At 39.9% G+C, this 24,575-nt stretch carries 20 protein-coding genes and 1 pseudogene; 9 read left to right on the top strand and 12 right to left on the bottom strand.

The window, feature by feature from the left end; translation table 11 throughout:
• Window positions 1-171 precede the first annotated feature (171 nt).
• Together MMG00_RS13285 and MMG00_RS13280 are read left to right on the top strand one after the other, a co-directional pair.
• A complete protein-coding gene (locus tag MMG00_RS13285; RefSeq protein ID WP_242149146.1) occupies window positions 172-1,371 on the top strand; it encodes a M20 aminoacylase family protein in 1,200 nt (399 codons plus the stop codon).
• Between the two features lie 232 nt (window positions 1,372-1,603).
• Window positions 1,604-3,310, top strand: coding sequence for a proline--tRNA ligase (locus tag MMG00_RS13280; RefSeq protein WP_242149144.1), 1,707 nt, complete (start codon window positions 1,604-1,606; stop codon window positions 3,308-3,310).
• 508 nt (window positions 3,311-3,818) lie between these two features.
• On the opposite strand, the gene tsaB is transcribed toward MMG00_RS13280, so the two are convergent.
• The 3 genes from tsaB to ettA are packed head-to-tail and all read right to left on the bottom strand — an operon-like array spanning window position 3,819 to window position 6,396.
• Window positions 3,819-4,544 carry a tRNA (adenosine(37)-N6)-threonylcarbamoyltransferase complex dimerization subunit type 1 TsaB gene (gene tsaB / locus MMG00_RS13275; protein WP_242149142.1) on the bottom strand — a complete coding sequence of 242 codons (726 nt, stop codon included), beginning with the start codon at window positions 4,542-4,544 and terminating at the stop codon, window positions 3,819-3,821.
• A 3-nt stretch (window positions 4,545-4,547) separates the two neighbouring features.
• Window positions 4,548-4,715 (bottom strand): zinc-finger domain-containing protein, encoded by a 168-nt coding sequence (locus tag MMG00_RS13270; protein ID WP_242149140.1) that lies wholly within the window; start codon window positions 4,713-4,715, stop codon window positions 4,548-4,550.
• A 10-nt stretch (window positions 4,716-4,725) separates the two neighbouring features.
• Window positions 4,726-6,396 carry an energy-dependent translational throttle protein EttA gene (gene ettA, locus MMG00_RS13265; RefSeq protein WP_242149137.1) on the bottom strand — a complete coding sequence of 557 codons (1,671 nt, stop codon included), beginning with the start codon at window positions 6,394-6,396 and terminating at the stop codon, window positions 4,726-4,728.
• 308 nt (window positions 6,397-6,704) lie between these two features.
• On the opposite strand from ettA, the gene MMG00_RS13260 reads away from it, so the two are divergent.
• The 4 genes from MMG00_RS13260 to phnD all read left to right on the top strand — a co-directional run bounded on the left by MMG00_RS13260 (window position 6,705) and on the right by phnD (window position 10,750).
• The gene (locus tag MMG00_RS13260; RefSeq protein ID WP_242149134.1) at window positions 6,705-7,673 is read left to right on the top strand and encodes a quinone oxidoreductase family protein; all 969 of its coding nucleotides are present in this window, start codon (window positions 6,705-6,707) and stop codon (window positions 7,671-7,673) included.
• Between the two features lie 183 nt (window positions 7,674-7,856).
• Window positions 7,857-8,714, top strand: coding sequence for a sulfite exporter TauE/SafE family protein (locus MMG00_RS13255; RefSeq protein WP_242149131.1), 858 nt, complete (start codon window positions 7,857-7,859; stop codon window positions 8,712-8,714).
• 190 nt (window positions 8,715-8,904) lie between these two features.
• Entirely contained in the window at window positions 8,905-9,588 is a 684-nt protein-coding gene (locus MMG00_RS13250) for an MBL fold metallo-hydrolase (RefSeq protein WP_242149129.1), read from the top strand.
• 211 nt (window positions 9,589-9,799) lie between these two features.
• Window positions 9,800-10,750 (top strand): phosphate/phosphite/phosphonate ABC transporter substrate-binding protein, encoded by a 951-nt coding sequence (phnD, locus tag MMG00_RS13245; RefSeq protein ID WP_242149127.1) that lies wholly within the window; start codon window positions 9,800-9,802, stop codon window positions 10,748-10,750.
• A 7-nt stretch (window positions 10,751-10,757) separates the two neighbouring features.
• On the opposite strand, the gene mnmC1 is transcribed toward phnD, so the two are convergent.
• Complete coding sequence (gene mnmC1, locus MMG00_RS13240; protein ID WP_242149126.1) at window positions 10,758-12,101, bottom strand: FAD-dependent 5-carboxymethylaminomethyl-2-thiouridine(34) oxidoreductase MnmC1; 1,344 nt, start codon at window positions 12,099-12,101, stop codon at window positions 10,758-10,760.
• Between the two features lie 218 nt (window positions 12,102-12,319).
• Here mnmC1 and MMG00_RS13235 point away from each other — a divergent pair, with 218 nt between their 5' ends.
• Window positions 12,320-12,796 carry a YehR family lipoprotein gene (locus tag MMG00_RS13235; protein WP_242149125.1) on the top strand — a complete coding sequence of 159 codons (477 nt, stop codon included), beginning with the start codon at window positions 12,320-12,322 and terminating at the stop codon, window positions 12,794-12,796.
• 329 nt (window positions 12,797-13,125) lie between these two features.
• Here MMG00_RS13235 and MMG00_RS13230 read toward each other — a convergent pair whose 3' ends face one another.
• The 6 genes from MMG00_RS13230 to MMG00_RS13205 all read right to left on the bottom strand — a co-directional run bounded on the left by MMG00_RS13230 (window position 13,126) and on the right by MMG00_RS13205 (window position 19,542).
• Window positions 13,126-14,355 (bottom strand): ABC transporter permease, encoded by a 1,230-nt coding sequence (locus tag MMG00_RS13230; RefSeq protein WP_242149124.1) that lies wholly within the window; start codon window positions 14,353-14,355, stop codon window positions 13,126-13,128.
• The gene (locus MMG00_RS13225; RefSeq protein ID WP_242149122.1) at window positions 14,348-15,541 is read right to left on the bottom strand and encodes an ABC transporter permease; all 1,194 of its coding nucleotides are present in this window, start codon (window positions 15,539-15,541) and stop codon (window positions 14,348-14,350) included. Before MMG00_RS13225 ends, MMG00_RS13230 begins: the two co-directional genes overlap by 8 nt.
• A gap of 15 nt (window positions 15,542-15,556) precedes the next feature.
• Window positions 15,557-16,546 (bottom strand): HlyD family secretion protein, encoded by a 990-nt coding sequence (locus MMG00_RS13220; protein WP_242149121.1) that lies wholly within the window; start codon window positions 16,544-16,546, stop codon window positions 15,557-15,559.
• A gap of 238 nt (window positions 16,547-16,784) precedes the next feature.
• Window positions 16,785-17,138 (bottom strand): RidA family protein, encoded by a 354-nt coding sequence (locus tag MMG00_RS13215; protein WP_242149120.1) that lies wholly within the window; start codon window positions 17,136-17,138, stop codon window positions 16,785-16,787.
• A gap of 180 nt (window positions 17,139-17,318) precedes the next feature.
• Entirely contained in the window at window positions 17,319-18,572 is a 1,254-nt protein-coding gene (locus tag MMG00_RS13210; protein ID WP_242149119.1) for an FAD-dependent oxidoreductase, read from the bottom strand.
• Window positions 18,573-18,645: 73 nt separating this feature from the next.
• Window positions 18,646-19,542, bottom strand: coding sequence for a LysR family transcriptional regulator (locus tag MMG00_RS13205; RefSeq protein ID WP_242149117.1), 897 nt, complete (start codon window positions 19,540-19,542; stop codon window positions 18,646-18,648).
• A gap of 248 nt (window positions 19,543-19,790) precedes the next feature.
• Here MMG00_RS13205 and MMG00_RS13200 point away from each other — a divergent pair, with 248 nt between their 5' ends.
• Window positions 19,791-20,036, top strand: coding sequence for a DUF2798 domain-containing protein (locus MMG00_RS13200; RefSeq protein WP_242149115.1), 246 nt, complete (start codon window positions 19,791-19,793; stop codon window positions 20,034-20,036).
• A gap of 439 nt (window positions 20,037-20,475) precedes the next feature.
• Window positions 20,476-21,836 (top strand): annotated as a pseudogene (locus MMG00_RS13195) (IS3 family transposase).
• Window positions 21,837-21,929: 93 nt separating this feature from the next.
• Here the strand turns inward: MMG00_RS13195 and pnp are convergent.
• Both pnp and rpsO read right to left on the bottom strand, forming a co-directional pair.
• Window positions 21,930-24,020, bottom strand: coding sequence for a polyribonucleotide nucleotidyltransferase (gene pnp / locus MMG00_RS13190; protein ID WP_242149110.1), 2,091 nt, complete (start codon window positions 24,018-24,020; stop codon window positions 21,930-21,932).
• 255 nt (window positions 24,021-24,275) lie between these two features.
• Entirely contained in the window at window positions 24,276-24,542 is a 267-nt protein-coding gene (rpsO, locus tag MMG00_RS13185) for a 30S ribosomal protein S15 (protein ID WP_242149108.1), read from the bottom strand.
• Between the last annotated feature and the right edge of the window lie 33 nt (window positions 24,543-24,575).

Below are 24,575 nucleotides of genomic sequence, written 5' to 3'. Positions count from 1 at the left end.
TTTACTCATAGATTGATATAAACGAGTGCAAAGCCTACCCAGTTCAATCCCGAATATGCTTCAAAACTCTGACATGAAATTGTATCCTAACTCTTCTATACTAATGGATTAAGCGATAAAGTTAAAGTCCATCATCAATAACACACGACCTATAAAATGGAAGCCAAAGGCATGCTCTCGAAAATCCTCAAAACTCCCAATTCAAGCCTTGTTCAATTTCTTCAGGCACATGATGAAAAGTTTCGTAAATTACGTCAAACGATTCATGCGAACCCAGAATTATCTCGTCAAGAGTTTGAAACCGCAGATCTCATTGAATCTCTTTTAAAATCTTGGAAAATTAAGACGGAGCGCCTCTCAACCACAGGGGTCATCGGCATTTTGCAAAAAGGTGATTTTCAAAACGGTAAGCGAATTGGCCTTAGAGCTGATACCGATGCTCTCCCTATTGAAGAAAAAGGCAATCTTCCTTACCGTTCTAAAAATGAAGGAGTGATGCATGCTTGTGGGCATGATGGCCACACTACGATGCTCCTTGCTGCTGCGAAGTACTTAGCAGAAGAAGCCGATTTTGATGGCACGATCATCTTTATCTTTCAACCCGATGAAGAAGATCAAGCGGGCGCTCGCCGCATGGTTGAAGATGGGCTTTTTGAAAAATTTCCAGTAGATGCTGTCTACGGTATTCATAACTTTCCAGGGGCTTCTGCTGGCAAGATTCTCATTAAAAAAGGGCCACAAATGGCAGGGACTTGTGAGGTCCATATTGATGTATTCTCAAAAGGTGGACACGCCGCACATCCTTATCAAACTGTCGATAGCGTCTTAGTTGCTGCGGAAATTGTTGTGGGTTTACAATCCATTATCTCGCGCAATATCTCTGGGATTGATTCAGCAGTACTTACCATTGGTGCGATTCACGGTGGACATGCCAATAACGTCATCCCGAACAAAGTTTCTCTACTAGGAACTTTACGTTATTTTGACCTTAAGGTTCGTGATCTTATTAAAACACGCATTGAAACACTCGCCAAAGGAATCTGCTTGGCACATGGTGCGACTTGTGAAGTGCGACTAATTGATGGCTATATCCCAACAATCAATCATGATAAAGAGACAGATATCGCCATTGAAGCGCTCTCTTCACTGATGCAGCCTGACTTTATCACCCAAGATAAAGTTGCCTCAATGGGGGCTGAAGATTTTGGGTTTATGCTACATGAGTGCCCGGGTGCCTACTTCTATATTGGCAATGACAAAGATGAGATCTTTACAGGTCTTCATACAGATCAATATGATTTTAACGATAACAATATCTTAATTGGAGGAGCTGCATGGGTGACTTTAGCGCTTCATTTTTTGGGAAAATAAATTCAAAATCGACCAAAAGATTGACATAGATCAATTTAATTTCGAGACAATTTTCTAAAAACTGAAGAAAAGATTGCCCTATTCGCACCTCTCGTCCAAGTGAGAACCATGATCATTACAAGAGTCATTGCGTAAATCCCTTTTTCTCCTTACACTAAACATCTTTAAGATCAATACTTAAAAATATTTCAAAGCTGTGATGCACAGCAATTTTTAAAGCGATTATAACAACATGAAAACTAGTCAATTTTTAATCAACACCCTTCGCGACACCCCTAATGACGCGGAAATTAAGTCTCACCAATTAATGCTAAGAGCAGGCCTTATCCGCCGTGTTACCTCTGGTATTTATAGCTGGAGCCCACTGGGTTTACGCGTTCTTAAAAAGACAGAAAACATCGTTCGCGAAGAGATGAATAATGCCGGTGCGCTTGAAATGCTCATGCCATCAGCACAACCTGCTGAACTTTGGATTGAATCAGGTCGTTGGGAGCAATTTGGCCCTGAACTTCTTCGCTTTAAGGATCGCCACACACGTGATTACTGCCTTGGCCCAACACATGAAGAAGTTATCACAGACTTTGCGCGCCAAGAGCTTAAAAGCTACCGCCAACTTCCTATTAATCTTTACCAAATCCAATGGAAATTCCGTGATGAAATCCGCCCTCGCTTTGGCGTGATGCGCTCACGCGAATTCATGATGAAAGATGCTTACTCATTTCATATCGATCAAGCATCTTTAGATGAAACTTACGATAAAATGTATCAAGCATACTCTAATGTTTTAGATCGTTTAGATCTTGAATACCGCGCCGTATTTGCAGATTCTGGCGCCATTGGCGGTAGTAAATCACAAGAATTCCATGTCGTAACTCAAGCCGGCGAAGATGCCATTGTTTACTCTACAGAATCTGATTATGCCGCCAACGTAGAAGCAGCTGAAGCAATTGCGGTCGGCACTCGCGCAGAAGCAGATCAGCCTCTTAAAAAGCTTGAAACACCAAACGTTCATTCAATTGAAGACCTTGCAAAATTCCTAAACTCTCCTGCAGAAATGCATCTTAAAACCTTGATTCTTAAAGGGGTTAAAGAAGAATTAATCGCTGTGTGCTTACGTGGCGATCATGAGCTTAACGAAGTAAAAGCTGAAAATAGTGGGCTTTTCAAGACACCGCTTGAATTTGCCACAGATGAAGAAATTTTAGAACAGTTAAACACAACACCGGGTTCAATTGGTCCAGTAAACTTACCAATCCGCATTGTATTTGACCGCCAAGCAGCGCTAATGAGCAACTTTAGTTGCGGCGCTAACGAAACAGGCTATCACTTTATTGGCACCAATATTGGACGCGATTTCCCAGAACCGGAAGTGATGGATCTTCGTGAAATCAAAGTCGGCGATCCTTCACCTTGCGGTAAAGGTAAAATTGCCATGGCTCGTGGTATTGAAGTTGGCCATATCTTCCAACTTGGTGATCGTTATTCTAAAGCAATGAATGCCACTGTTCTTGACCAAAATGGTAAAGCAACCGTTATGCAGATGGGTTGTTACGGCATTGGCGTCACGAGAATCGTTGCGGCGGCTATTGAGCAACGTAATGATGATGCCGGCATTATCTGGCCACGTGCAATCGCCCCATTTACCCTCTCACTGATCCCGATGAACTACGGCAAATCTGAGCTCGTGAAAGAAACGACTGATAAGCTTTATAGCGAGCTTAAAGCTTTAGGCATTGATGTGCTCCTTGAAGACCGCAATATTCGCCCAGGCGAAGCATTTAGCGATCATGAGCTTATCGGTATTCCTTATCGTGTGGTCATTGGCGATCGTACTCTTAAAAATAACGAAGTTGAATTTAAAGCACGCACAGATGAAGAAGCGACGATGGTCTCTGTGGATAACATTGTGAATTTCTTAAAAGAGACTTTAGCAATCTAGCGCTATCCTCTCGATTAAATTCAAAATCATTTCATCAAACCACTTCTTAAAGAAGTGGTTTTTTATTGCCCCATAAAAGAGACTTTCAACCCTTTATAGTGAAGTTCAAAACAGGTTGATTCAAATGCCGGCACATCAGCTATTAACTTAAGAAACACTATTCAAAATAGGTAAAACAATACCGCATACGAACCAAACCAGCTTGCATGATGCCGGATAGAACGATTCTTGCACTTCTCAAAACCGATGTGCCGGCAATCTGACTCAGTCACTTTTAAACCGATTTTACTAGTTAAATCATGGCTCTAAATTTACATTTAGCTATAAATTGAAAGACGCTTATATCACTGGCACAAGATTTATAAAAAATGAGAAAGCGTTCTTCCCAGAGATAGACTATTGTTCCTAAAAGGATATTTACCTTTCCTGAAGCTAAAATAGAACATAAAATGAAACCCATACCAGAAAGCTCTGATATGGGTTTTAAAATTCAATTTTCAAAAAACAATTAGGCTTCTGCGCCTTTAGCTTTCTCTTCTCGAAAGGCTTTTTGCTCTTCAATAGTCATTGCAATATTGTGACGAAGGTAAACAGGCGCGACTTGATCTGCGTAAAGCCCTAAACCTTTTTCCAGATCTTTTTTTGCAAGAAGGGCAATATCACCAGCTCGTGGATAATGACGATCTTCAATTAAAGTCCCGTTTAATTGGGTTAAACTCTCAGGCTCTAAACCCCAACCATCACCCACAGCTAAAACATTATATTGCTTATCGGCAAGATGCGCATAGACTTCCTCTAGGGAATTAACCTGATCTTTTTCAATGATCATCAATTCCCCATCTTGATCTAATGCATAAATTGCCCAATAGACTTCATTCATTTTAGCGTCAAGCATTGGCATCACCATCGCATCAGGATGCTCTTCCAATACTGGATATGCTAAGGCTGCAAGTGTTGAAACTGGGACGATGGGGATATTTAATCCCGCCCCTAATCCTTGCACAAAACCACAAGCAATACGAAGGCCGGCAAAACTCCCCGGCCCCACAGAAAAGGCTAACCCATGAAGCTCATTGAGTTCAATTTCAGCCGCTTCCATCACTTCTTTTGTCATTGGCATTAAAAGCTCTATATGCTTGCGAGGTGTGAGCGTTAAACGCTCGACAATCTCACCATTCACATAGACTGCTGCCGAACACGCTTCCGTAGAAGCATCTACTGCTAATATTTTCATGAATTATTCAACAATATATTCTGTACTGCAATAAGGGCAAACAGCTTTACCATCTTGATTAGGTGCAAGATAAACTCTAGGATGATAACCCCAAGCATCTACATCAATCGGCGGACAGCAAATCGGAAGTGCTTCTTCATTAAGTTCTACTTTCGTTTGTTCTAATGCCATGACTTTCTCCTTAGCGTGAAATCGGTTTATACTTAATACGTTGAGGATTATCCGCATCATCACCAAGTCTACGGCGACGATCTGCTTCATACTCTTCGTAGTTTCCTTCAAACCATTCTACATGAGAATTTCCTTCGAAGGCTAAAATATGGGTCGCAATTCTATCTAAGAACCATCTATCATGCGAAATCACCACCACACATCCGGCAAATGCTAAAATCGCATCTTCAAGTGCACGCAATGTTTCGATATCAAGATCGTTCGTCGGTTCATCCAGTAAAATCACGTTACCACCAGAGCGAAGGACTTTCGCTAAATGAACGCGGTTACGCTCTCCCCCTGAAAGATCTTTGATGAACTTCTGCTGATCAGAGCCTTTAAAGTTAAAGCGACCACAATACGCACGTGATGGCGTTTCATAGTTACCCACCTTAATAATGTCTGAACCGCCAGAAATTTCTTCCCAAACAGTTTTTGAGCCATCGAGCGTATCACGACTTTGATCCACATAAGCAAGCTCAACACTCTCACCAACACGGAACTCACCTTCGTCTGCTTCTAGTTGACCTGTCATCAATTTGAAAAGCGTTGATTTACCAGCACCGTTAGGACCAATTACCCCAACAATTCCCCCTTTCGGAAGATTAAAGTTTAGCCCTTCATAAAGGAGCTTATCCCCAAATGCTTTAGAAACGTTAGTCGCTTCCACCACTAAATCCCCTAAACGTGGACCTGGCGGAATATAGATCTCCATTGTTTCATTACGCTCTTGGAACTCTTGACTCTCAAGCTCTTCAAAACGTGCTAAACGCGCTTTAGATTTTGTTTGACGACCTTTAACCCCTTGACGAACCCACTCAAGCTCTTTCTTAATCGCTTTTGCCAAAGATTCTTCTTGTTTTGCTTCTTGCTCTAAGCGGCGATTTTTTTGCTCAAGCCAGCTTGAGTAGTTTCCTTCATAAGGAATACCGCGCCCACGGTCTAACTCTAAGATCCATCCTGCAACGTTATCAAGGAAGTAACGGTCATGCGTTACGGCTACAACGGTTCCTGGGTAATCATGCAAGAAACGCTCAAGCCATGAAACAGATTCTGCATCTAAGTGGTTCGTTGGTTCATCAAGAAGGAGCATATCTGGCTTAGAAAGGAGTAATTTACAAAGCGCCACTCGGCGTTTCTCCCCCCCAGAAAGCGTCGCAACGTCACGATCCATCGGTGGTAAACGAAGCGCATCTGCCGCAATCTCTAATTGACGATCAAGACCATGACCATCAGAGCTTGCTAAAATTGCTTCTAACTCCGCTTGCTTTGTCGCAAGTGCATCAAAGTCAGCATCTGGTTCTGCGTAAGCGGCATAAACCTCATCAAGTTCTGCTTGCGCATTTTTGATGTGGCTCATTGCTTCTTCTAAGTTTCCGCGAACATCGAGCGCTTCATTTAAATGCGGTTCTTGCTCAAGGTAACCAATTTTGGTACCTGTTTGAACACGCGCTTCCCCTTGAATGTTTGTATCAACACCCGCCATAATGCGAAGAAGCGTTGATTTACCCGCACCGTTTAATCCGAGTACACCAATTTTGGCCCCAGGGAAGAAAGAGATAGAAACATCCTTTAAAATCTCTCTATTCGGTGGTACGACTTTACTCACACGATTCATCGTGTAGATAAATTGTCCTGACATATCTAAAAATCCTTATCTAAGATCGCTTGATCAAGTCTTATAAGTCTGACCAATAGCACATACAAATAAATTCCCCGATATTCTACCCTATATCTTTCGAAATTGATTCGATTCTCCGAGAATTTTTCTATTTTCTGCAAGAACAAACAATTAATAACAAGATAGCCAAAGCTATTTAAATCCAACATAATGGGTTTAAGGTCACTTTTTTTTATGAGCTATTCAATAATGGTTATTTTAATAAAGTACAAACACCATAAAAATAAAAGATCACAAAAACAAAAAGTAATAACAAAGGAGTATGTATCATGAGTTATCAAATTACGTTAAAAAAACAAGGGGATATCAGCAATCTTGTGAAAGAAACAACAAATCTTACCCCGCCACAAAAAGGGGAGGTTAGGATTGTACAAAAAGCGATTGGTTTAAACTTTATTGATACCTACCATCGTGATGGACTCTATAAGCTTGAAACTCCTCTTGTCATTGGGCAAGAAGCTTCCGGCATTATTACCGCTGTCGGGGAAGATATTACTGGCTTTAATATTGGCGATCGCGTGACTTATGCAAGCGTTATGGGCGCCTATACTTCTGAGCGAAATATTAAAACAGATCGCTTAATTAAAATCCCAAGTAGCATCTCTTATGAAGAAGCAGCATCTTCTCTGCTTCGTGGCGGGACTGCGAGTTATCTACTCTTTGATCTTTTCAGATTAAAAAAAGAGCATACAACGCTAATTCATGCAGGGGCTGGTGGTGTTGGTCAAATCCTCATTCAATGGGCGAAAGCTATTGGTGCAACCGTTATCACCACTGTCGGTAGTAAAGAGAAAGAGGCGATAGTAAAAGAACTAGGGGCGGATCTTGTCATTAATTACCGCACTGAGGATTTTGCTAAAAAGGTACGAGAATTTAAGCCCGAAGGCGTTGATGTTGTCTATGACGGCGTTGGTAAAGATACTTTTCTTCCTTCCCTCGATTGTATTAAGTCTCTTGGTATGATGGTCTCTTTTGGGAATGCATCAGGAGCGCCGCCGGCAATCTCTCCCTTATTGCTACAAGAAAAAGGCTGTCTATTCTTAACGCGTCCAAACCTTAATGCTTATACCGCAACAAAAGAGCGCTACCAAACGGTGATGGATCGTTGGTTCCTTGCTTTAAGTGCGGGCGATATTAAATTATCCCTACAACAATCCTTCCCCCTTTCTGATGTTGGCAAAGCCCATCAAGCACTCGAAAACAGGGAAATTTTAGGATCTGCGGTTCTCATCCCCTAACGAGTATAAACAACACTAGAAGCATAGCCCTTCTTATAAACTCCCTTTAAAAGAGGCGATATTCTGATCGCCTCTTTTCTAATTGAGGGAGCTAAAGCAACTTTTCAGTATCCTCTTACGCAATACTTACCACTTCAAGATATAATAGATTATTCGATACCTTCTGATCTCGGAGATCTTTTTATGGCAGAGTTTGTTGCCCTTTTATCAGGTGCTTTTTTTATCGGTTTTGCTGCGCAAACGCATTGCGTTGGCATGTGCGGACCTGTTATTGGCATTCTTGGCATGAACAATTCCTACAAAAGAATTCCCGCAGCCATTCTCTATAATCTTGGCAGAATCTCTACCTATACATTACTTGGCGTACTAGGTGGCTTAATTGCAACCTCCGTTGCAGATATCACCCCTATTCAATATGCAATTCACTATATTGCCGGCGCTATTATGATTTTCATCGCACTACAACTTTTTGGAATGCCGCAGTTTTTAGGCGTTATTGAGCGTCCTTTTCAATATATCTGGAAACCCATTCAGCGCTTTTCTCAAAGGTTTTTCCCCATTCGGACAGCGCTTGGCACTTATACGGTAGGCATGGTCTGGGGATTACTCCCTTGTGGCGCAGTTTATGGCCCTTTAGCTGTTGCTATGGGCGCAGGATCTGTTGCTAAATCTGCCGGCATTATGTTTGCTTTTGGCTTAGGGACGTTACCTATCATGATTGGGCTTGCTGTTTTTGGAAACTTTGTTGGACACTTTTTTGCTAAAAAAGGCGTCAGAATGATTGCTGGGATTGTTGTTTTAATAATGGCAATTTACTATCTAGGTTGGATTGCTCCTCAAGATAAAGTCACCAAGCGAGCAGCTATGGTGAGTGAACAAACTGATAAAATCCGCACAGGGGAAAAAAGCGCAAAAGAGATCTTAAAAGAGATGCAAAACTCTGGACATGGACATCAGCCCACCCACGGAAAGCCAAACAATAATCACCAGATAAGTAATCCTGAAAATCATACAATCCCAGCGCAAGAGATGATGCATTAACGCCATCATCACAAAGCGGAGAATCCCAACTTTAAACATACAAAACCTTTGACTTATCGTGTACAGTAAGGGTAAGAAGATCATAAAATTTAAATCATAAAAAGACCATAAAACAAGAAAGCCTTATCAGTGGTTTTACACAAAATTATGACTATTATTAATCATAATTTAAAAAGCAGAGGAGCTGACAATGAATCCAAGATATAAAATTCATTCCGAAGTATATGAAAGATATGAGAACTTTAGCCATATTATTGAAGATCTAGAAACCGGCGAAGCGATCATTATTGATCCCGCTTGGAATGAGGATTATTTTTTAGATCGTATTGAAGAGCTCAAGGTCACACCTGTTGCAATCTGGTTAACTCATGGCCATCATGATCATGTGAGCGCGGTTAAAGCACTCCGAGATCACTACCCCATTCCAGTTTATGCTTCTAATGTGGAGATTGACTTTATCAACTCTTATCCAAAAGGTGATTTACCACCGGCATTTAGAGAGCTACCTGAAGATGTCATTCCCCTTTATGATAATGATGAGATTGATTTTGCAGGAGAACGAGTTCGAATTATCCATACGCCAGGACATAGCTCAGGATCTATCTGTTTTTTACTCTCTCAAGATATCATTACAGGGGATACATTGTTTGTCGATGGCGCTGGTCGCGCTGATATTACAGGCTCAGATCCGGAAGATCTTTTCCACTCTTTAAACCGCCTTAAAGAAGAAGTGCCTCACCATGTCACTATTCATACAGGTCATGCTTATGGCCCAACAGCAACAGCAACACTCGCCTCGCAATTAAAGACAAATCCATTTTTGCGCCGCTTAAACGACATTTCAGAATTCGTAGAGTATCGAATGGGCCGATAGTAAACCCATTACCGACTTTCCTTTTTACTTTATTTTAAAAGACTATTCGCACAGAATCTGTGGATAGTCTTTTTTCTAATCCTACTAAGTAGCGCCTTTCCCCATGATAATGGGCAATTGTAAATCTCAATATAACAATTGCTAACAATATCTAAACTTATTATATTGTTATTTCCTATGACAACTCCTTATTTTAACTTGGGATTTTACTATGCGCACGATCTTCCTTTCGCTTCTATTTTATATCGGATCCTCGATCGCGGGGTTATCGGTGGCAATAGGTGCTGAGTGTCTTTATCGCGGTGAGCTTGCAAATAGTTATTGTGACAATAATCAGGATTTTTTAGCAGACACGCCAGATGATCCAAACCTGTGGGTTGATCCTCAAACACTGATTATCTCATTTGCGCCCTTTGGTGATTATGTCGCAACGGGTACTTTGTTTAACCCTCTACTAACATATTTAGAGAGCTGTTTAGAGCGCCGTGTGATCTTTTATCCTATGCAAAGTAATGAAGCTGAAATTGCGGCCATGCGCTCGGGCAGATTGCATATTGCAGGATTTTCTACCGGAAGTACTGTGGCCGCAGTCAATCAAGCTGGCGCAATACCTTTTGCCACTCACGGTAATCATTTAGGATTTGTCGGCGCACATCTAATCGTCATTGTACGTAGTGATAGCCCTTACTACAAACTTTCTGATCTTAAAAATCGCCGAGTGATCCACTCTAATGCCACATCCCTAACAGGGCATCTTGGCGCACTAGCACTCTTTCCTAAAGAAGGATTAATGCCTGGGGTTGATTATCCGATTATATTTTCAGGTAAGCATGATCGTTCGATCCAGAGTGTTAAATCTGGTGATTACGACGCTGCAACGACAACAACTGAAATCCTTGAAAGAATGATCCAATATCGAGAAGTTGATAAGGATGATTTTAGAATTATCTATCAAAGCCAAAAATTCCCCTCTGCGGCACTTGCTTATTCTTATAACTTAAATCCGGCTCTCCAAACCAATCTACGCACTTGCTTTTTTAACTATCAATTCTCCCCAGAGATGAAGCAAAATTTTACAGGTGGTGAATATTTTGTTCCTGTTGATTATCAAAAAGATTGGGCAGAGATCAGACAGATTCTTAAAAAAATGCCAACGAAATAAGAACTCTTTATTGGTTAAAACGCAGCTCACGATAATAAAAACGGTTAGGATGCAGGGCTGATAAAATCGCTTGCGGATATCTTAAATCCTGCATTTTTGTAGTATCAACATCACCACATATATAGTCATAGAGAATCTCGGCAGCAATAGAGGCGGTAATCATCCCTCTTGAACCGTGTGCTGTTGTTAAATATAACCCTAGCTCCCAAGGAACCTCTGCATTAGGAATGGCTTTTGCATCTAATCTTATCGCCTCAAATCGTTGTAAAAATAGGGATCTATTAGCAATAGGCCCTACAATTGGAATCGATCCCATCGCGCTTGCTCTTGTTGCGGCTCTTCCTGCTAATGATTGAAAGTTAGCACTTTTATCTCGATCAGTTAATCCTAAACGGGCAATGACCTCTGAAGAGCTTGCTTCAAGCATCTCTATATTTTCTATATGCTCAGAATCTGTAGGGTCACCTGCCGGTTGATGCCGATGAAAAGTTGCACCAAAGGTACTCTTCATAACACCATTAAACATTTTTGCCGGCGCAATATAGCCCTCACCACTCACAACAACTGATAATCCACAATCTCCAACTGCGGTTGTTGTTTGTCCTCTTACCACAGTAAAAGGAATATCTTGGCATTGATACAGCTCTGTCACTCGATCTGCCATTGCTAAAATGACCACTTTCGCACAAACCTTCCTATTAGGGGTCGTAATTTCCCAAAGCGGCGCTGATGGTGAGAGATGTGCTGCTTCAACTTTTGAAACTGGTGATTCTCCCTTAAAAACAATATTAGGATGACTTAATAAGGCTTGCACTAGCGATTGAGGAGAAACCCATCCTGATTGTGGAAAAAATAATCCCCCTGAGCTTAACTCTGCACCGGCAATCTTACTCGCCGCTGCTTGATCCACAAAATAGAGTAATTCTTTAGAATAAATCTCCCCTAATGCAGCTTGCTTATCTTTTTTCTTCTCTGATTTTGAGAGTTGGATTAAACCGCAATCATCCCAATCCTCTCCTTTTTTAAGTAAGCCGCGTGCTGTTAAACACTTTAATAATGCAATGGTTGTCGCAAAACCTGAAATTAAAAGATCATTTTGACAAGTTAAGCTCGGTGATAGTTTTAAGTAGAGCATTCCCTGTAGATTGCCAGAACCAGCCTTTGCAGGCAGCTTTTCCTTTTCTAAAACAACCACCTTTAATCCCGCTTCTGCAAATTTAAAAGCAGCAGCTGCCCCGGCAATACCGGCACCAACAACAGCCACATCATAATCTACCAAAATGCGCTGATAGCTTAGATGATTTAATGTGATTTTAGGATTTTGCAACCAAGAAGGCGTCTCATCTTTCATTATTAACCTTATTTCACCGATGACTTATCACTTTGATAATTCTCATATATCCCGCTAAGCTTTATTCAAAAATAAGCTTTAAAACATTATTTTTAAGAATTATCATAGCGCTATCATACATTATTATATAAAATGGAGCACTTATAGAATTTAACTCATTTAAGTTCTATTAATTAACTTTTAAAAATCCTCTGTTATAAGGTACGGGCATTAATATTATGAATAAAATCGTAAAATTTGGTTTAGGGCTTTTCTTTGCAGTAGCCGTTGCAGCGTGTGGTGATGATAAAACATCCGTCGCTGTAGAACAAGACGTCGCTACTTATGAACTTAACCAACCGGGCGTTTCTATCGAAATGACGCTTTATGGTGAGAATGATAAAGTCGTTAAACAAACAACTAACAGCACTATCGAATACTCAGCAATCGGCGCAGCTGATGCAGAGCAAGCGAAGAAAATCCTTGGTGAGCTTACTAACAACACAGATTATGGCGCACTTGAAGGAGTAACTTACTCTATGGAATATGGTGATACTTCAGCACAAGAGAGCATCATTGTTGATCTTACTAAAGCAGATCTTAAAAAATTAGCAGAACTTCCAGGTTCAGCATTTGATGGTGATCCTTCACAAGGTATTAGCTTTAAAGCAACAGGAACTCTTCTTGAGCAATCAGGCTTTACAAAAGTAAAATAATTGATGATCTCTCATTGATCTCAATAAAAAAGCTGAAATAATATTTCAGCTTTTTTTACACCCTTTAGTTTTCTGCCCATCTTAATATTGTCGATTTAGTTTAAGAAACACTATCTTAAAAGTAAAATAACACAGCGCAGGAATCAAATCAGCTTGCACAACGGCAGATAGAGCGCTTTTGCGCTTCTCACACAGATACGCCGGCAACCTGACTCAGTGAGGTTTAAGAAAAGCCTTTGGTTTAAATACGCGCCAAGAGAATAAGAAGAATACAAGCATTCTCCCAGCAAAAGTAAACTTTTAAACGAAGATTCTTATATCAATTAACCTTATTCTTCACTAGGCTTTATCGTCTCTCTTGATTGCGCCTTACTTTGCACGACAACATCATCTTGAAGATGACGATAATAACGATATAAACCCGCTAAGGCTAAAAGGCTATAAACCCCCATCAAGACAATTAACTGTATCAACTCAGGGCGGATATTCACCCAAGTGCCATCCATCTGATTTAACGTAATCATACTCGTGATCCCAGGGAAAATTGGCAATAGATACGTTAATAGATGTAGAAACTCCGGCACCATCTCTTTTGGCCAACTCATTCCTGATAAGAAAAATAGGAACATACTCGATGGCATAATAATTAAAAAGACCGAATCAAATTTACGGAAAAATTGTCCTACAAAAATTCCTACAAAAATTGTTCCTGATAAAAAGATCAGACTAAAGAATAAAAGATCAGGGATAGATCCATGAAATGGTAACTGGTAAAAGATTGGTGTTAATCCCATATAGGCAACAAAAATTGTCATACTCACCAATAAATAAGCTAACCATTTCCCTATCAAGACACAATACGCAACAGTAAGTGGCGAAACCCTTGCATCTTGAACTAACGCTTTATCAAAGTCTGAACGTCTTCCTAAAATTAGTGAAATCACCAATGCCAAGAAAAGACACTGATACACAATTAAGACATAAACAGGAGGAATCACATAAGTTGCATAGCCATTTTGAGGATTATAAAGCGGAACAATAATCGGTGTAATTGGCGCACTATTCCCTGTTGCAATAGCAGGATCAACACCCATTGATATCTGTCTTTCTGCGCCGATTTCCTGACTTAATGCTTGAACAACGCTTTGAACAGCTGCCGTAATTTTACTATAAATAATGACATAACTGGCATCCCCATAATAGGAGATTGCCGCAGAGCGTCCGCTTAATGCATCTTCCTCAAAGTTAAAAGGTATCCAAAAGATGCCATAGATCTCTCGATTACGCATTAGATGCTCAGCTTCATCCATTGTCGCAACTTGCGCCACGATATTAATACTATCTGTCGCATCTAGTTTTCGCATTAATGCTTTACTCATCACCGAATTATCTTGATCGATGACAACTGCCGGTGCATCTCGCACCTCTTCATTATTATAAGGAACGGGATAATAGAAAAAATAGAGAACTGAGCCTGAGATCAAGATACTTAAGAGCGCTTGAACATTAAATATATTACTAATTTCATAAAGAAATATTTTTAAGGTTACTTTAAACACGCTTTGCCCCCTTCTTTAAGAGATATATGCGTAATATCACCAAAATATAAGTTACAAGCCCAATTAAAATAAGCCATAGTAAAGGCTCAAGATTATAAGGTAACTCATGACCTCTAATCGTCTGATCTAAACGAATCTCAACATACCATGTAATTGGCAATACAGCGCCCCAAGCAATGGCATACCAAGACATAGCAATTCTAGGGAAAAACAATCCAATAAATCCAAATGCCGGCGATGAGAAGCTACTTGCTGCCCCATAATTTAATACTTTCTCTGGCAACCATAAGGCAAAAATCATCGCCCAAAGCTGAGCGGTTATGATAAAGAGTGCAGTACCGACATATAAAATGGTTAAAGAGCCCCGAACTGGAAGATCATAAAATAAAATTAAAATCGCATCTAACACTAAATGAACCAACATAAACCAGAGGAAATATGGCAAGATCTTATTCACTAAATAACGGACATAATCCCCATTTGCCATCGCAAGAGGCACGGCGATTCCTCCAGACTTATATTTGTCCCGAATGACGGTATAAACCATCGTCATCATAATTAAAATCTGTAAGAGTGTTGGGACAATTCCATTTGTTAAAGTGTAGTTATAATTTAAAGTGGGGTTAAACACGGTATGCGTTTCAAGCTTTATGGGGGAAAGCTGCTCTTGCGCAATAGCTCTTGCATAGCCTTGCGCTAACATCGTCTCTTCTTGATACCCAGAAACTACTGCTAGTAACGTTTGCGTAAAGCCTCGTTGCAAGGTACTTCCTACCGACATATATTGATTATTATAAAAGGCGGTTACCTCAGGCGATAAATTCCCAAGTAAGTGCTTCTCATAGTCATTAGGAATTAATAAAATACCGTAGACTTCACCAGATAACATTGATTGCTTAGCATCATGTAGTGAGTTATCTCGCTTAGCGATTTCAATCTCTGGTGTTGCCGCAATCTTCTGAATAAGTGCTCTTGAAGCCACTGAACGATCTAAATCCACAATTGAGATCGGGACCTGTAAGATCGAACCTTGCGACAATAACGCACTATAAAAAATGACCACTAATAAGGGATAGCAAAAGAGTGCAAAAAAGAGTGCTTTTTCACGCCTAAGCACTCGCATCTCACGAAATAATAGTGAGAAATAATGCTGCTTGACTGTTGCTTCAGTGACACGGTTACTCATTGGTAATCCTTTGGGTTATTCACTATGGCGACGAGATTTCCAATCTGCAATGACACTCATGCCCGGTAATAAACCAGCATCCTCTTTAATAGGCTTCGCTCTCACTTCAAAGGTTCTTAAATCAAAGTCTCCTGTCGCTTTTGTCGCATGCCAGTTTGCAAACTGCCCAAGAGGGTTAATTGCCTGAATTTTTACATCTACATGCGCTTTAAGTGCTGGCACATAAATGGAGAAGATATCCCCTACAGCCGCATAATTGAGGTAATCTTCTCGGATATTAAAGGTTAGCCATAAATTATCCATGTCCACAATAGAGTAAAGCGGTGTCCCTGGATTATAAAGTTGCCCAACTTCTGCCACACGAACAGTAACCTGTCCGTTTGATGGAGCTTTCACTGTAAGAGCTGCATAATCTGATTTAACTTGGTTTAACGCCGCTAATGCTTGATCAACTTGTGCATCTGCCAGTTTTTTCTGTTCACTACTACTACCGCTTACTGCTAGCTCATAATTTGCTTTAGCGCCAGCAGCGGCTTCCATCGCTGATGAAAAAGAGTTACGTGCCACATCTAAGTTTTGTTGAGAAACGCCGCCTCGAGGCGCAGCGCCTTCCATTCTATCTAAATTACTTTTTGCTAAAAGAAGATCTGCTTCAGCCTTTTCATATTGCGCTCGCATGGCCTCGATCGTTTCCGGACGAGTACTATAAGTCACGTCACGATTGGCAATTGCGACTTTATATTGCGCCTCAGAAGTTGCTAACTGTGTTTCTAATGCTGGGCTTTCAAGTTGTAATAATAGATCCCCTTTTTGAACCTTATCACCAATATCGGCAGTTAATACCGTTGCTCGGCCCTGAACGCGCACAGAAATATCCACTCTATTTGCCGCAACTTCTCCTTGAATCACAAGCTCGGGCTTATGGCGTGAAATATAGACTAAGGTCCCTACCAATAAAATAATAATGCCGATAATAATCGCGACGGTTTTTTTAATATTTTGCATATATTTCTACCAATTTTTTCCTCAACAGTGATGAGGTTACAAAGGGATTTCACAGAAACATTATCACACGAACGGATGCAATAAGCGCCTAACCATTGACAAATAATAACATTTTTACAATAAAATAGATAAGATAATTATTATAGCAATCAACATTATACTGATAAGTAAAAAGTACACAATAGTGTACTTTTTGTATTTTTAGATAATATCTATAATAACGGTCTATTCAAGATTTTTAGAACTTCACAGCCGCTGTTACCATCACTTCGACAAGCACATAAGGTCTTGCCATATTCGCTTCGACAGCAGCTCTTGCTGGTGGCTCATTATCTCCAATCCAAGCTTCCCAGATCTCGTTAAATTTTGTAAAGTCTCCTGCCATATCTTTAAGCCAGATCTGTGCTGACAACAAGTTCTCTTTGCAACTTCCGGCCTTTTCTAATAACGCATCTACTTTAGCTAACACCTCTTGGGTTTGTAATACGATATCTTCCTCCACCGTTGTTGGCACTTGCCCAGAAAGATAAACAACCCCATTATAAGACACATAATTTGCTAAACGATTGCCGGTAAAATCTCTTTTGATCATGTTCTACTCCCTCATTTATCCCAATATTTTATCGAAAACTTACTATACCATCTCGTAAAATACTTGAAATACTTTTACATGAATTATTCCTAATTTGCTAAAAAAGAGGAGGCATCAAGAGCTATTACCTAAAAACTTATAAAAGCCAGTTATTATTGATTTATGACGAGGGGAAAAGCGCTAATATTGCGTTAAGCCTTCTAAGTTAATTACAGAACGATGATCTGTGATTAGATCTGCTATCACCTCTGCACTACCTGCGGCTAAAGTAAACCCTAAACTACCATGCCCCACATTTAACCAGAGATTCTTAATAGGTGTTCTTCCTAAAATAGGGGGGCCTTCTGGCGTTGATGGGCGCAAGCCACTCCACTCAATCGCATCTTTTAACCCTTTTAACTTCGGGAATGTCTGCATCATATTTTTCTTCAATGCGGTAATGCGTTTAGGTCTAACATCCCTGTTTTTAGAGTTGCTATAGCCAATATCTACCATTGCCGCAACTCGTAACTGCTCTCCTAATTTGGCATACACCGTTTTATGAGCAAAATCTGTCACAGACATTTCAGGAACGATTCCTGACTCTTTTGGAAAAGGAATCGTTAAGCTATAACCTTTTAAAGGATAAATAGGTAAATTGATCTTTAAGGGCGTTAATAATTTACGGCAACCATTTCCTGCAGCGATCACTAAATGCTCTACAGGAATTTGCCCTTGACTGGTTTCTAATGCCTTAATTTTACCCGCTTCTGAGATTAATCTATCAACCTGACAATTCATGCGAAGAGAGAATCGTTCATGCGCTTTCAGATACGATAAAATCGCTAAACAACAGAGGTATGCATCTGCAGTTTCATCACCGGGTGCATAAATAGCCCCTGTTAATTGATTCTTTATGGATAAAAGAGAAGGTTCTAGCCGACAAGCCTCTTCCGCCGTTAAGCACTCTTGAAATTCAGGATCTATTTTAGATGCGGCATTTAAAAAATCGCGTTGATGGCGATGAATAATCATCTTTCCTGATTGCTGCCAATGAAAATTTTTCGTTAAAACTGACTTTCGCCAGAAGTCTAATGTCTTCTGGCTTAGGAGTGAAAGTCTTAATATATTATGTGTGTTTTCTTGATTTTTCCGCGCATTGCACGCCGTTAGGAAACGTAAGAGCCACTGCCACTGGAGAAGTGACGGCTCTATCCGTAAGTTGAGTGGGGAATCGACTCTCCCCATCCATTTTAACCCCTGCCAAACAACGCCTTTGTCTGCAAGAGGTGATACATACCGATAACTTAGTTGACCTCCGTTTGCAAAGCTTGCGCCTTGTCCAACGGTCTCTTCAGCATCTATGAGCGTTACATATGCACCTTTTAAAATCAGTGCTAATGCTGTCGATAGGCCAATTATTCCTCCACCTACAACAGTGATATATTTTGCCATCTTTTATTATTTTCAATCTCTAAGCTCGGTAAGGTCTATTTAACCCTCTTTGATGACAACACTCAAATGACATTTAGTTAGCTTGATATAACCTTTGGTTATACTCTTTAAGTTTTTTATTCAAATATTTCTGTACAAGCTTTTGATAATCTTGAGATATTTTGCGAAGTGGTCTTTCTGACTGATAGAGGATACAAAGATCTAAAACCATCGGCTCTTTTAAGGGATAAATCATTGAAAAGGGCAGTACTTCTGCGGCAGAGAAGAGATCACTAATCGTGCAACCAGCCCCTCTTTTCACAAACTCAGCTGCCATATAATAGGTATGGACATTGAGCTGTGTTGTCTTAAAGGTTCGATATTGGTGAATCATCATCGATAGAGAATCAGCACCTGGGTTAATCCATCTTTTCTCATCAATTTTATCTAGACTTACTGCCCCAGATTTTATTTGGGGCGCTGCATCTAAATAGACAAGAGGGATTTTCGCTAAAGAGATAGAGCTAATTCCCTGCTCTTTAATCGGTTTAAAACTAATCGCAAAATCGAGTTGATAACGATTTAACAGTAACAATAACTCATCTGTGTGGTAGGTACTAACATCGATTTTCGCCTGCGGGTATTGTGCTAAAAAGAGCTTCGTCACCTCGGGAACCAAACTTAATCCAAGACTTGGTAGACAACCAAAAGCTAAAGTGCCTTGCGGTTTTTCAGCCAAGTTTTCAGCCATCAACTGAAAATCATTGAGCTCTTGATAAACACTTTGCGCTTTATCATATAGCAATAAAGCCTCTTTAGTCGGCACTAATCTCCCTCTTGTTCGCTCAAAAAGAAGATAACCTAAGCGCATCTCAGCATGCTTTAAGGTTTTACTCACCGCCGGCTGAGAAATATGCAGCATATCAGCCGCTCTTGAAATAGAGCCACAAACCATCACAGCATAAAAAGCTTCTAGATGACGAGTATTCATAATTTATATCGACACCCTCAGTGAAAAGAATAAAAGATGCTCTATTATACCTGATTGCCCAATCACTAGGGTTGATTATCGTCTTGATCGCCCTAATTAATCGGGCCTATAAATAGACTATTTTTTATCTATTCCAAAAATGTTATACAATTATATTCATTAAAAATGATAATAATCGAGGCTATTTTCCAGAGTAAATCTGCAAAATATCCGCTTCTAATAATAAAACCCGCTAGGAAATCCCCAAAATGTTAGAGCGTTATAAGTTTCATCCAAGGATGTTACATATTCTTGTCCCCTTTTTTCTCTCTCTTAGTATGTCTTGCATTGTCTCATGCGTTAGTACTTTGATGAATGTTGGATTCTCAGGATTTATCTTCTCAACTTGGTGCGCAACATGGATGTTTTCTTGGGCAGTTGCTTTCCCATCGGTCCTAATACTTCTACCGATTGTTCGCCGTTTTGCTAAAATTTTTGTTCGTAGCACGCCTTAAATAGAATCACGACTATAACAAGGCTAAACACCTACAAGATGTCATATAGCTACTACGCATTAACTTCCGAGATGAACCGAAAAGGCTTAAAACTGCTGGCACGTAATTTCAAAAAACAGACAAGCATTTGGCCTAGTTGCTCATCAACCTATTTTTGAAAGATGACCAACTAATAAATTTTGACCTCTCATTTTATTTGGAGATCATTATATTTATAGTGAAATCGGGTTAAAAATCACTGAATCAGATTGCCGGCGCATCGCTTATGAGAAACGCAAGAATCGTTCTATCCGGCAGCGTGCAAGCTGATTTGATTCATACTCTGTCCTATTTTACTTTTAAGGTAGTTTTTCTTAAACCGAATCGACTATAAAGCAAAAACCCCCAGCGATTATGAACTGCACCCCAAAAGTTGGACACAACTTTGGGGTGTTTTTATATGGCTAAATATTCTTTTGATTTTAAATTACAAGTAATTCAGTTTTATCTTGATAATCATGGTTATCAAGCGACTGCTCGCTACTTTAATCTGGAATGCACAACTGTCCGTAAGTGGGTGAAAGCTTATCAGTATCATGGGGCTGAAGGTATAAAACCCAGAACTTCTAAACTTAACTATACGGCTGAATTTAAGCTACATGTTGTAACTTACATGGCATTAAATAACCTTTCTATCCGAGAGACTGCTGCATATTTTAATATTCCTGCATTTACTTCTGTATTAGAATGGAAATCTCTCTTTAAAATGGGTGGTTTAGATGCGCTTAAACCACGCCAGAAAGGTCGACCTAATATAATGAAACGTCCCAAAAAGCCAGATAATAGAACAGAGCAGGAAAAGCTGATTGATGAATTAACCGCTGAGCTTCTCTATCTCCGCGCGGAGAATGATGTCTTAAAAAAGTATCAAGAGTTGGAAGAGAGGGAGGAACAGCGAAGGCTCAAACTGAAACAATCGAGGAGTTAAAAGAGAAGCATCCTTTAACACTCCTACTTAAAGTGACCCATCTTGCGAGAAGTAGTTATTATTATCATCGAAAGTCACTCTTCTCTGCTGATCCGGAAAGTGATCTTAAAGCGAAAATATTGTCAATTTATCATGAGAACAAGGGGCGTTATGGCTATCGCAGAATTACAGCAATACTAAGGCGAGAGTTCATCATTAACCATAAGAAAGTCCAGAGGCTAATGAAACAGTTGAACCTAAAATCTTTGATTCGTCCAAAGAAATATCGTTCTTATAAAGGCCAGATTGGAAGAGTTGCTAAGAATCTTTTACAACGTCAATTTACAGCAAGCAAGCCTAACCAAAAATGGGTAACAGATGTTACAGAGTTCAAAGTCAATGGGGAGAAACTCTATTTATCTCCGATTCTAGATCTCTATAATCAAGAAGTTATTAGTTATGAAATTACAAAAAGACCAAAATATGAATTAGTCGAACGGATGTTGGAGAAAGCCTTAACATACTTACAAAGTAGTAAGAGAGGTCGAGAAAAGCTGATCCTTCATTCAGATCAAGGTTGGCAATATCAAATGGCTCAGTATCAACAAAACCTAAAGAAAAACAATATTAAACAGAGTATGTCCCGTAAAGGTAATTGCTATGATAATGCTGTCATAGAGAACTTTTTTGGGATATTAAAATCAGAATTTTTTTACACACAACGGTTTGAATCAGTAGATCATCTTCAAACAGAGCTACACAAATATATTGATTATTACAATCACAAACGAATTAAGCTTAAATTAAAAGGACTAAGTCCAATAGAATATCGAACTCAGTCCTTGTCTTTATAATTTTAAACTGTCCAACTTTATGGGGTCACTTCATTAAATCACTGGGGGTTTTAATATTAAAATAAGTAACGTAGAGTTAAACGCCTTTAGTGATTACTCAACATCTTTCATGGTTAAACGAATACGGCCTTGGCGGTCAATTTCAAGTACTTTTACTTTCACAACTTGACCAACACTTAAGTAATCGCCAACGTTAGAGATACGCTCTTCTGATGGGATTTGCGATACGTGTACCATTCCATCTTGACCTGGACGTAAGTTCACAAATGCACCAAAGTCCATAATACGAACAACTGGCGCTTCGTACACTGAACCAATCTCAATGTCTGAAGTGATCTCTTCGATACATTTTTTCGCAGCTTCCGCTTGATCGTTATTTACAGCAGAAATACGAACTTCACCACTATCTTCAATCTCGATAATCGCACCAGTTTCCTCAGTAATTGCGCGGATTGTTACGCCGCCTTTACCGATAACATCACGAATCTTATCTGGATTGATGCGAATTGTGGTAATACGTGGTGCAAATTCAGAAATTGATTCACGTGATTCGCTGATGACTGAGTTCATCTCATCGAGAATATGAAGTCTTGCTACTTTTGCTTGTGAAAGTGCAGTTTCCATAATCTCTTTCGTAATACCATCAATTTTGATATCCATTTGAAGGGCAGTAATACCATCTTTAGTACCTGCAACTTTAAAGTCCATATCTCCTAAGTGATCTTCATCACCTAAAATATCTGTTAATACTGCGTATTTATCGCCTTCTTTGATAAGACCCATCGCAATACCCGCAACAGGGGCTTTAAGCGGTACACCTGCATCCATTAATGCAAGTGAACTTCCACAAACGGATGCCATTGAGCTTGAACCATTTGATTCCGTAATCTCTGAAACCACGCGGATTGTATATGGATATTCTGCCATATCAGGAAGAACCGCCGAAACACCACGTTTAGCAAGGTTACCATGACCGATTTCACGACGTTTTGGTGAACCTACACGACCTGTTTCCCCTACTGAATATGGAGGGAAGTTATAGTGAAGCATAAAGTTCTCTTTATATTCCCCAGCAAGTGCATCAATAATCTGTGCATCACGCTCAGTACCAAGCGTTGCAACTACTAATGCTTGCGTTTCACCACGCGTGAAAAGGGCTGAACCGTGTGTACGTTTTAAAACACCAACACGTGAAACAATTGGACGAACAGTCGTTGTATCACGACCATCAATACGTGGCTGACCATTAATGATCTGGCTACGAACGATATCTGAGCTAATACGGCCAACTTCTGCTGTGACTTCTGCTGCTGTAAAGCTATCAGCGTCATCAGAAACTAATGCTGTTACCGCCTTATCACGCGCTGCGCTAATTGCACTGCTACGCTCTTGTTTAACCGTTAATTTAAATGCAGCTTCTAAATCGCCACGTACTAAATCTGCAACTGCCGTTTGAAGGGCGACATTTACTTCAGGCGCTTCAAATGGGAATGCTTCATTACCCACTTTTGCCGCTAATTCTTTAATGTTGTTGATCACAACTTGGAATTCGCTATGACCAAACATCACAGCACCAAGCATCACATCTTCAGAGAGAAGGTTTGCTTCTGACTCAACCATTAAGACCGCGCCTTCAGTACCTGCAACCACTAAATCAAGATCAGATGTTTCAAGCTCAGTTTTTGTTGGGTTAATGATGTATTGACCATCTTTATAACCCACACGCGCAGCTCCTAAAGGACCATTAAATGGTAAGTTTGCAATTGACAGCGCTGCTGATGCCCCGATTAATGCCACGATATCTGCACTAACTTCTGGGTTAATGGAAACAACGGTTGCCACGATTTGCACTTCATTCGTAAATGATTCGTGGAAAAGTGGACGTACAGGACGGTCAATTAAACGAGATGTTAAAATCTCTAATTCAGAAGGACGACCTTCACGGCGGAAGAAACCACCAGGAATTTTACCTGCTGCGTATGTTTTTTCTTGATAATCCACTGTTAATGGAAAGAAATCACGGCTTGGGTCTGCATTTTTTGATGCAACAACAGATACAAACACTGTTGTACCTTCAATATCAACCATTACAGCTGCTGTTGCTTGACGTGCAATTTCAGCAGTTTCGATCGTAACCTTACGACCACCATAAATAAATTCTTGAACGATTGGTTCTAATTTCATAATTTTCCTCTTTTATTCTGCTTAAAGGATCTTTAAATAAAGCACTATAGAATTCTAAGGGAACTGTTTTACAGCTCGCTTCATCATGTTGATTTCAAACGGCAAAACAGTGCCCCTACAGAAACCTTTATTTAAAGAAAGTACAAAAAACCCTCGCATAAAATGCGAGGGCCTTATTTTCTACAGGTATATCACAACAAACGCATTAAATATGATGCGTTTAACGAGATGTACGAGAATTTGCATATTTATCAATTAACGACGTAATGATAAACGATCGATAAGATCTTGGTAACGATCTAAATCTACTGATCTTAAGTACGTAAGTAACTTACGACGTTTGTTAACCATTTGTAAAAGACCGCGACGTGAGTGGTGATCTTTTTTGTTTTCAGCAAAATGTGCTTGAAGCGCATTGATGTTGAAAGTTAAAAGTGCAACTTGCACTTCTGGTGAACCTGTGTCGTTAGCGCCACGACCAAAATCTTTAACGATTTCTGCTTTTTTCTCAACTGTTAACATAGTTTAAAACTCCAAAATAATATAAATAGTGCC

Origin of the sequence: Ignatzschineria rhizosphaerae (genome assembly GCF_022655595.1) — a bacterium.
Classification (GTDB): domain Bacteria; phylum Pseudomonadota; class Gammaproteobacteria; order Cardiobacteriales; family Wohlfahrtiimonadaceae; genus Ignatzschineria; species Ignatzschineria rhizosphaerae.
This window is presented reverse-complemented; position numbering and strand designations above follow the sequence as displayed.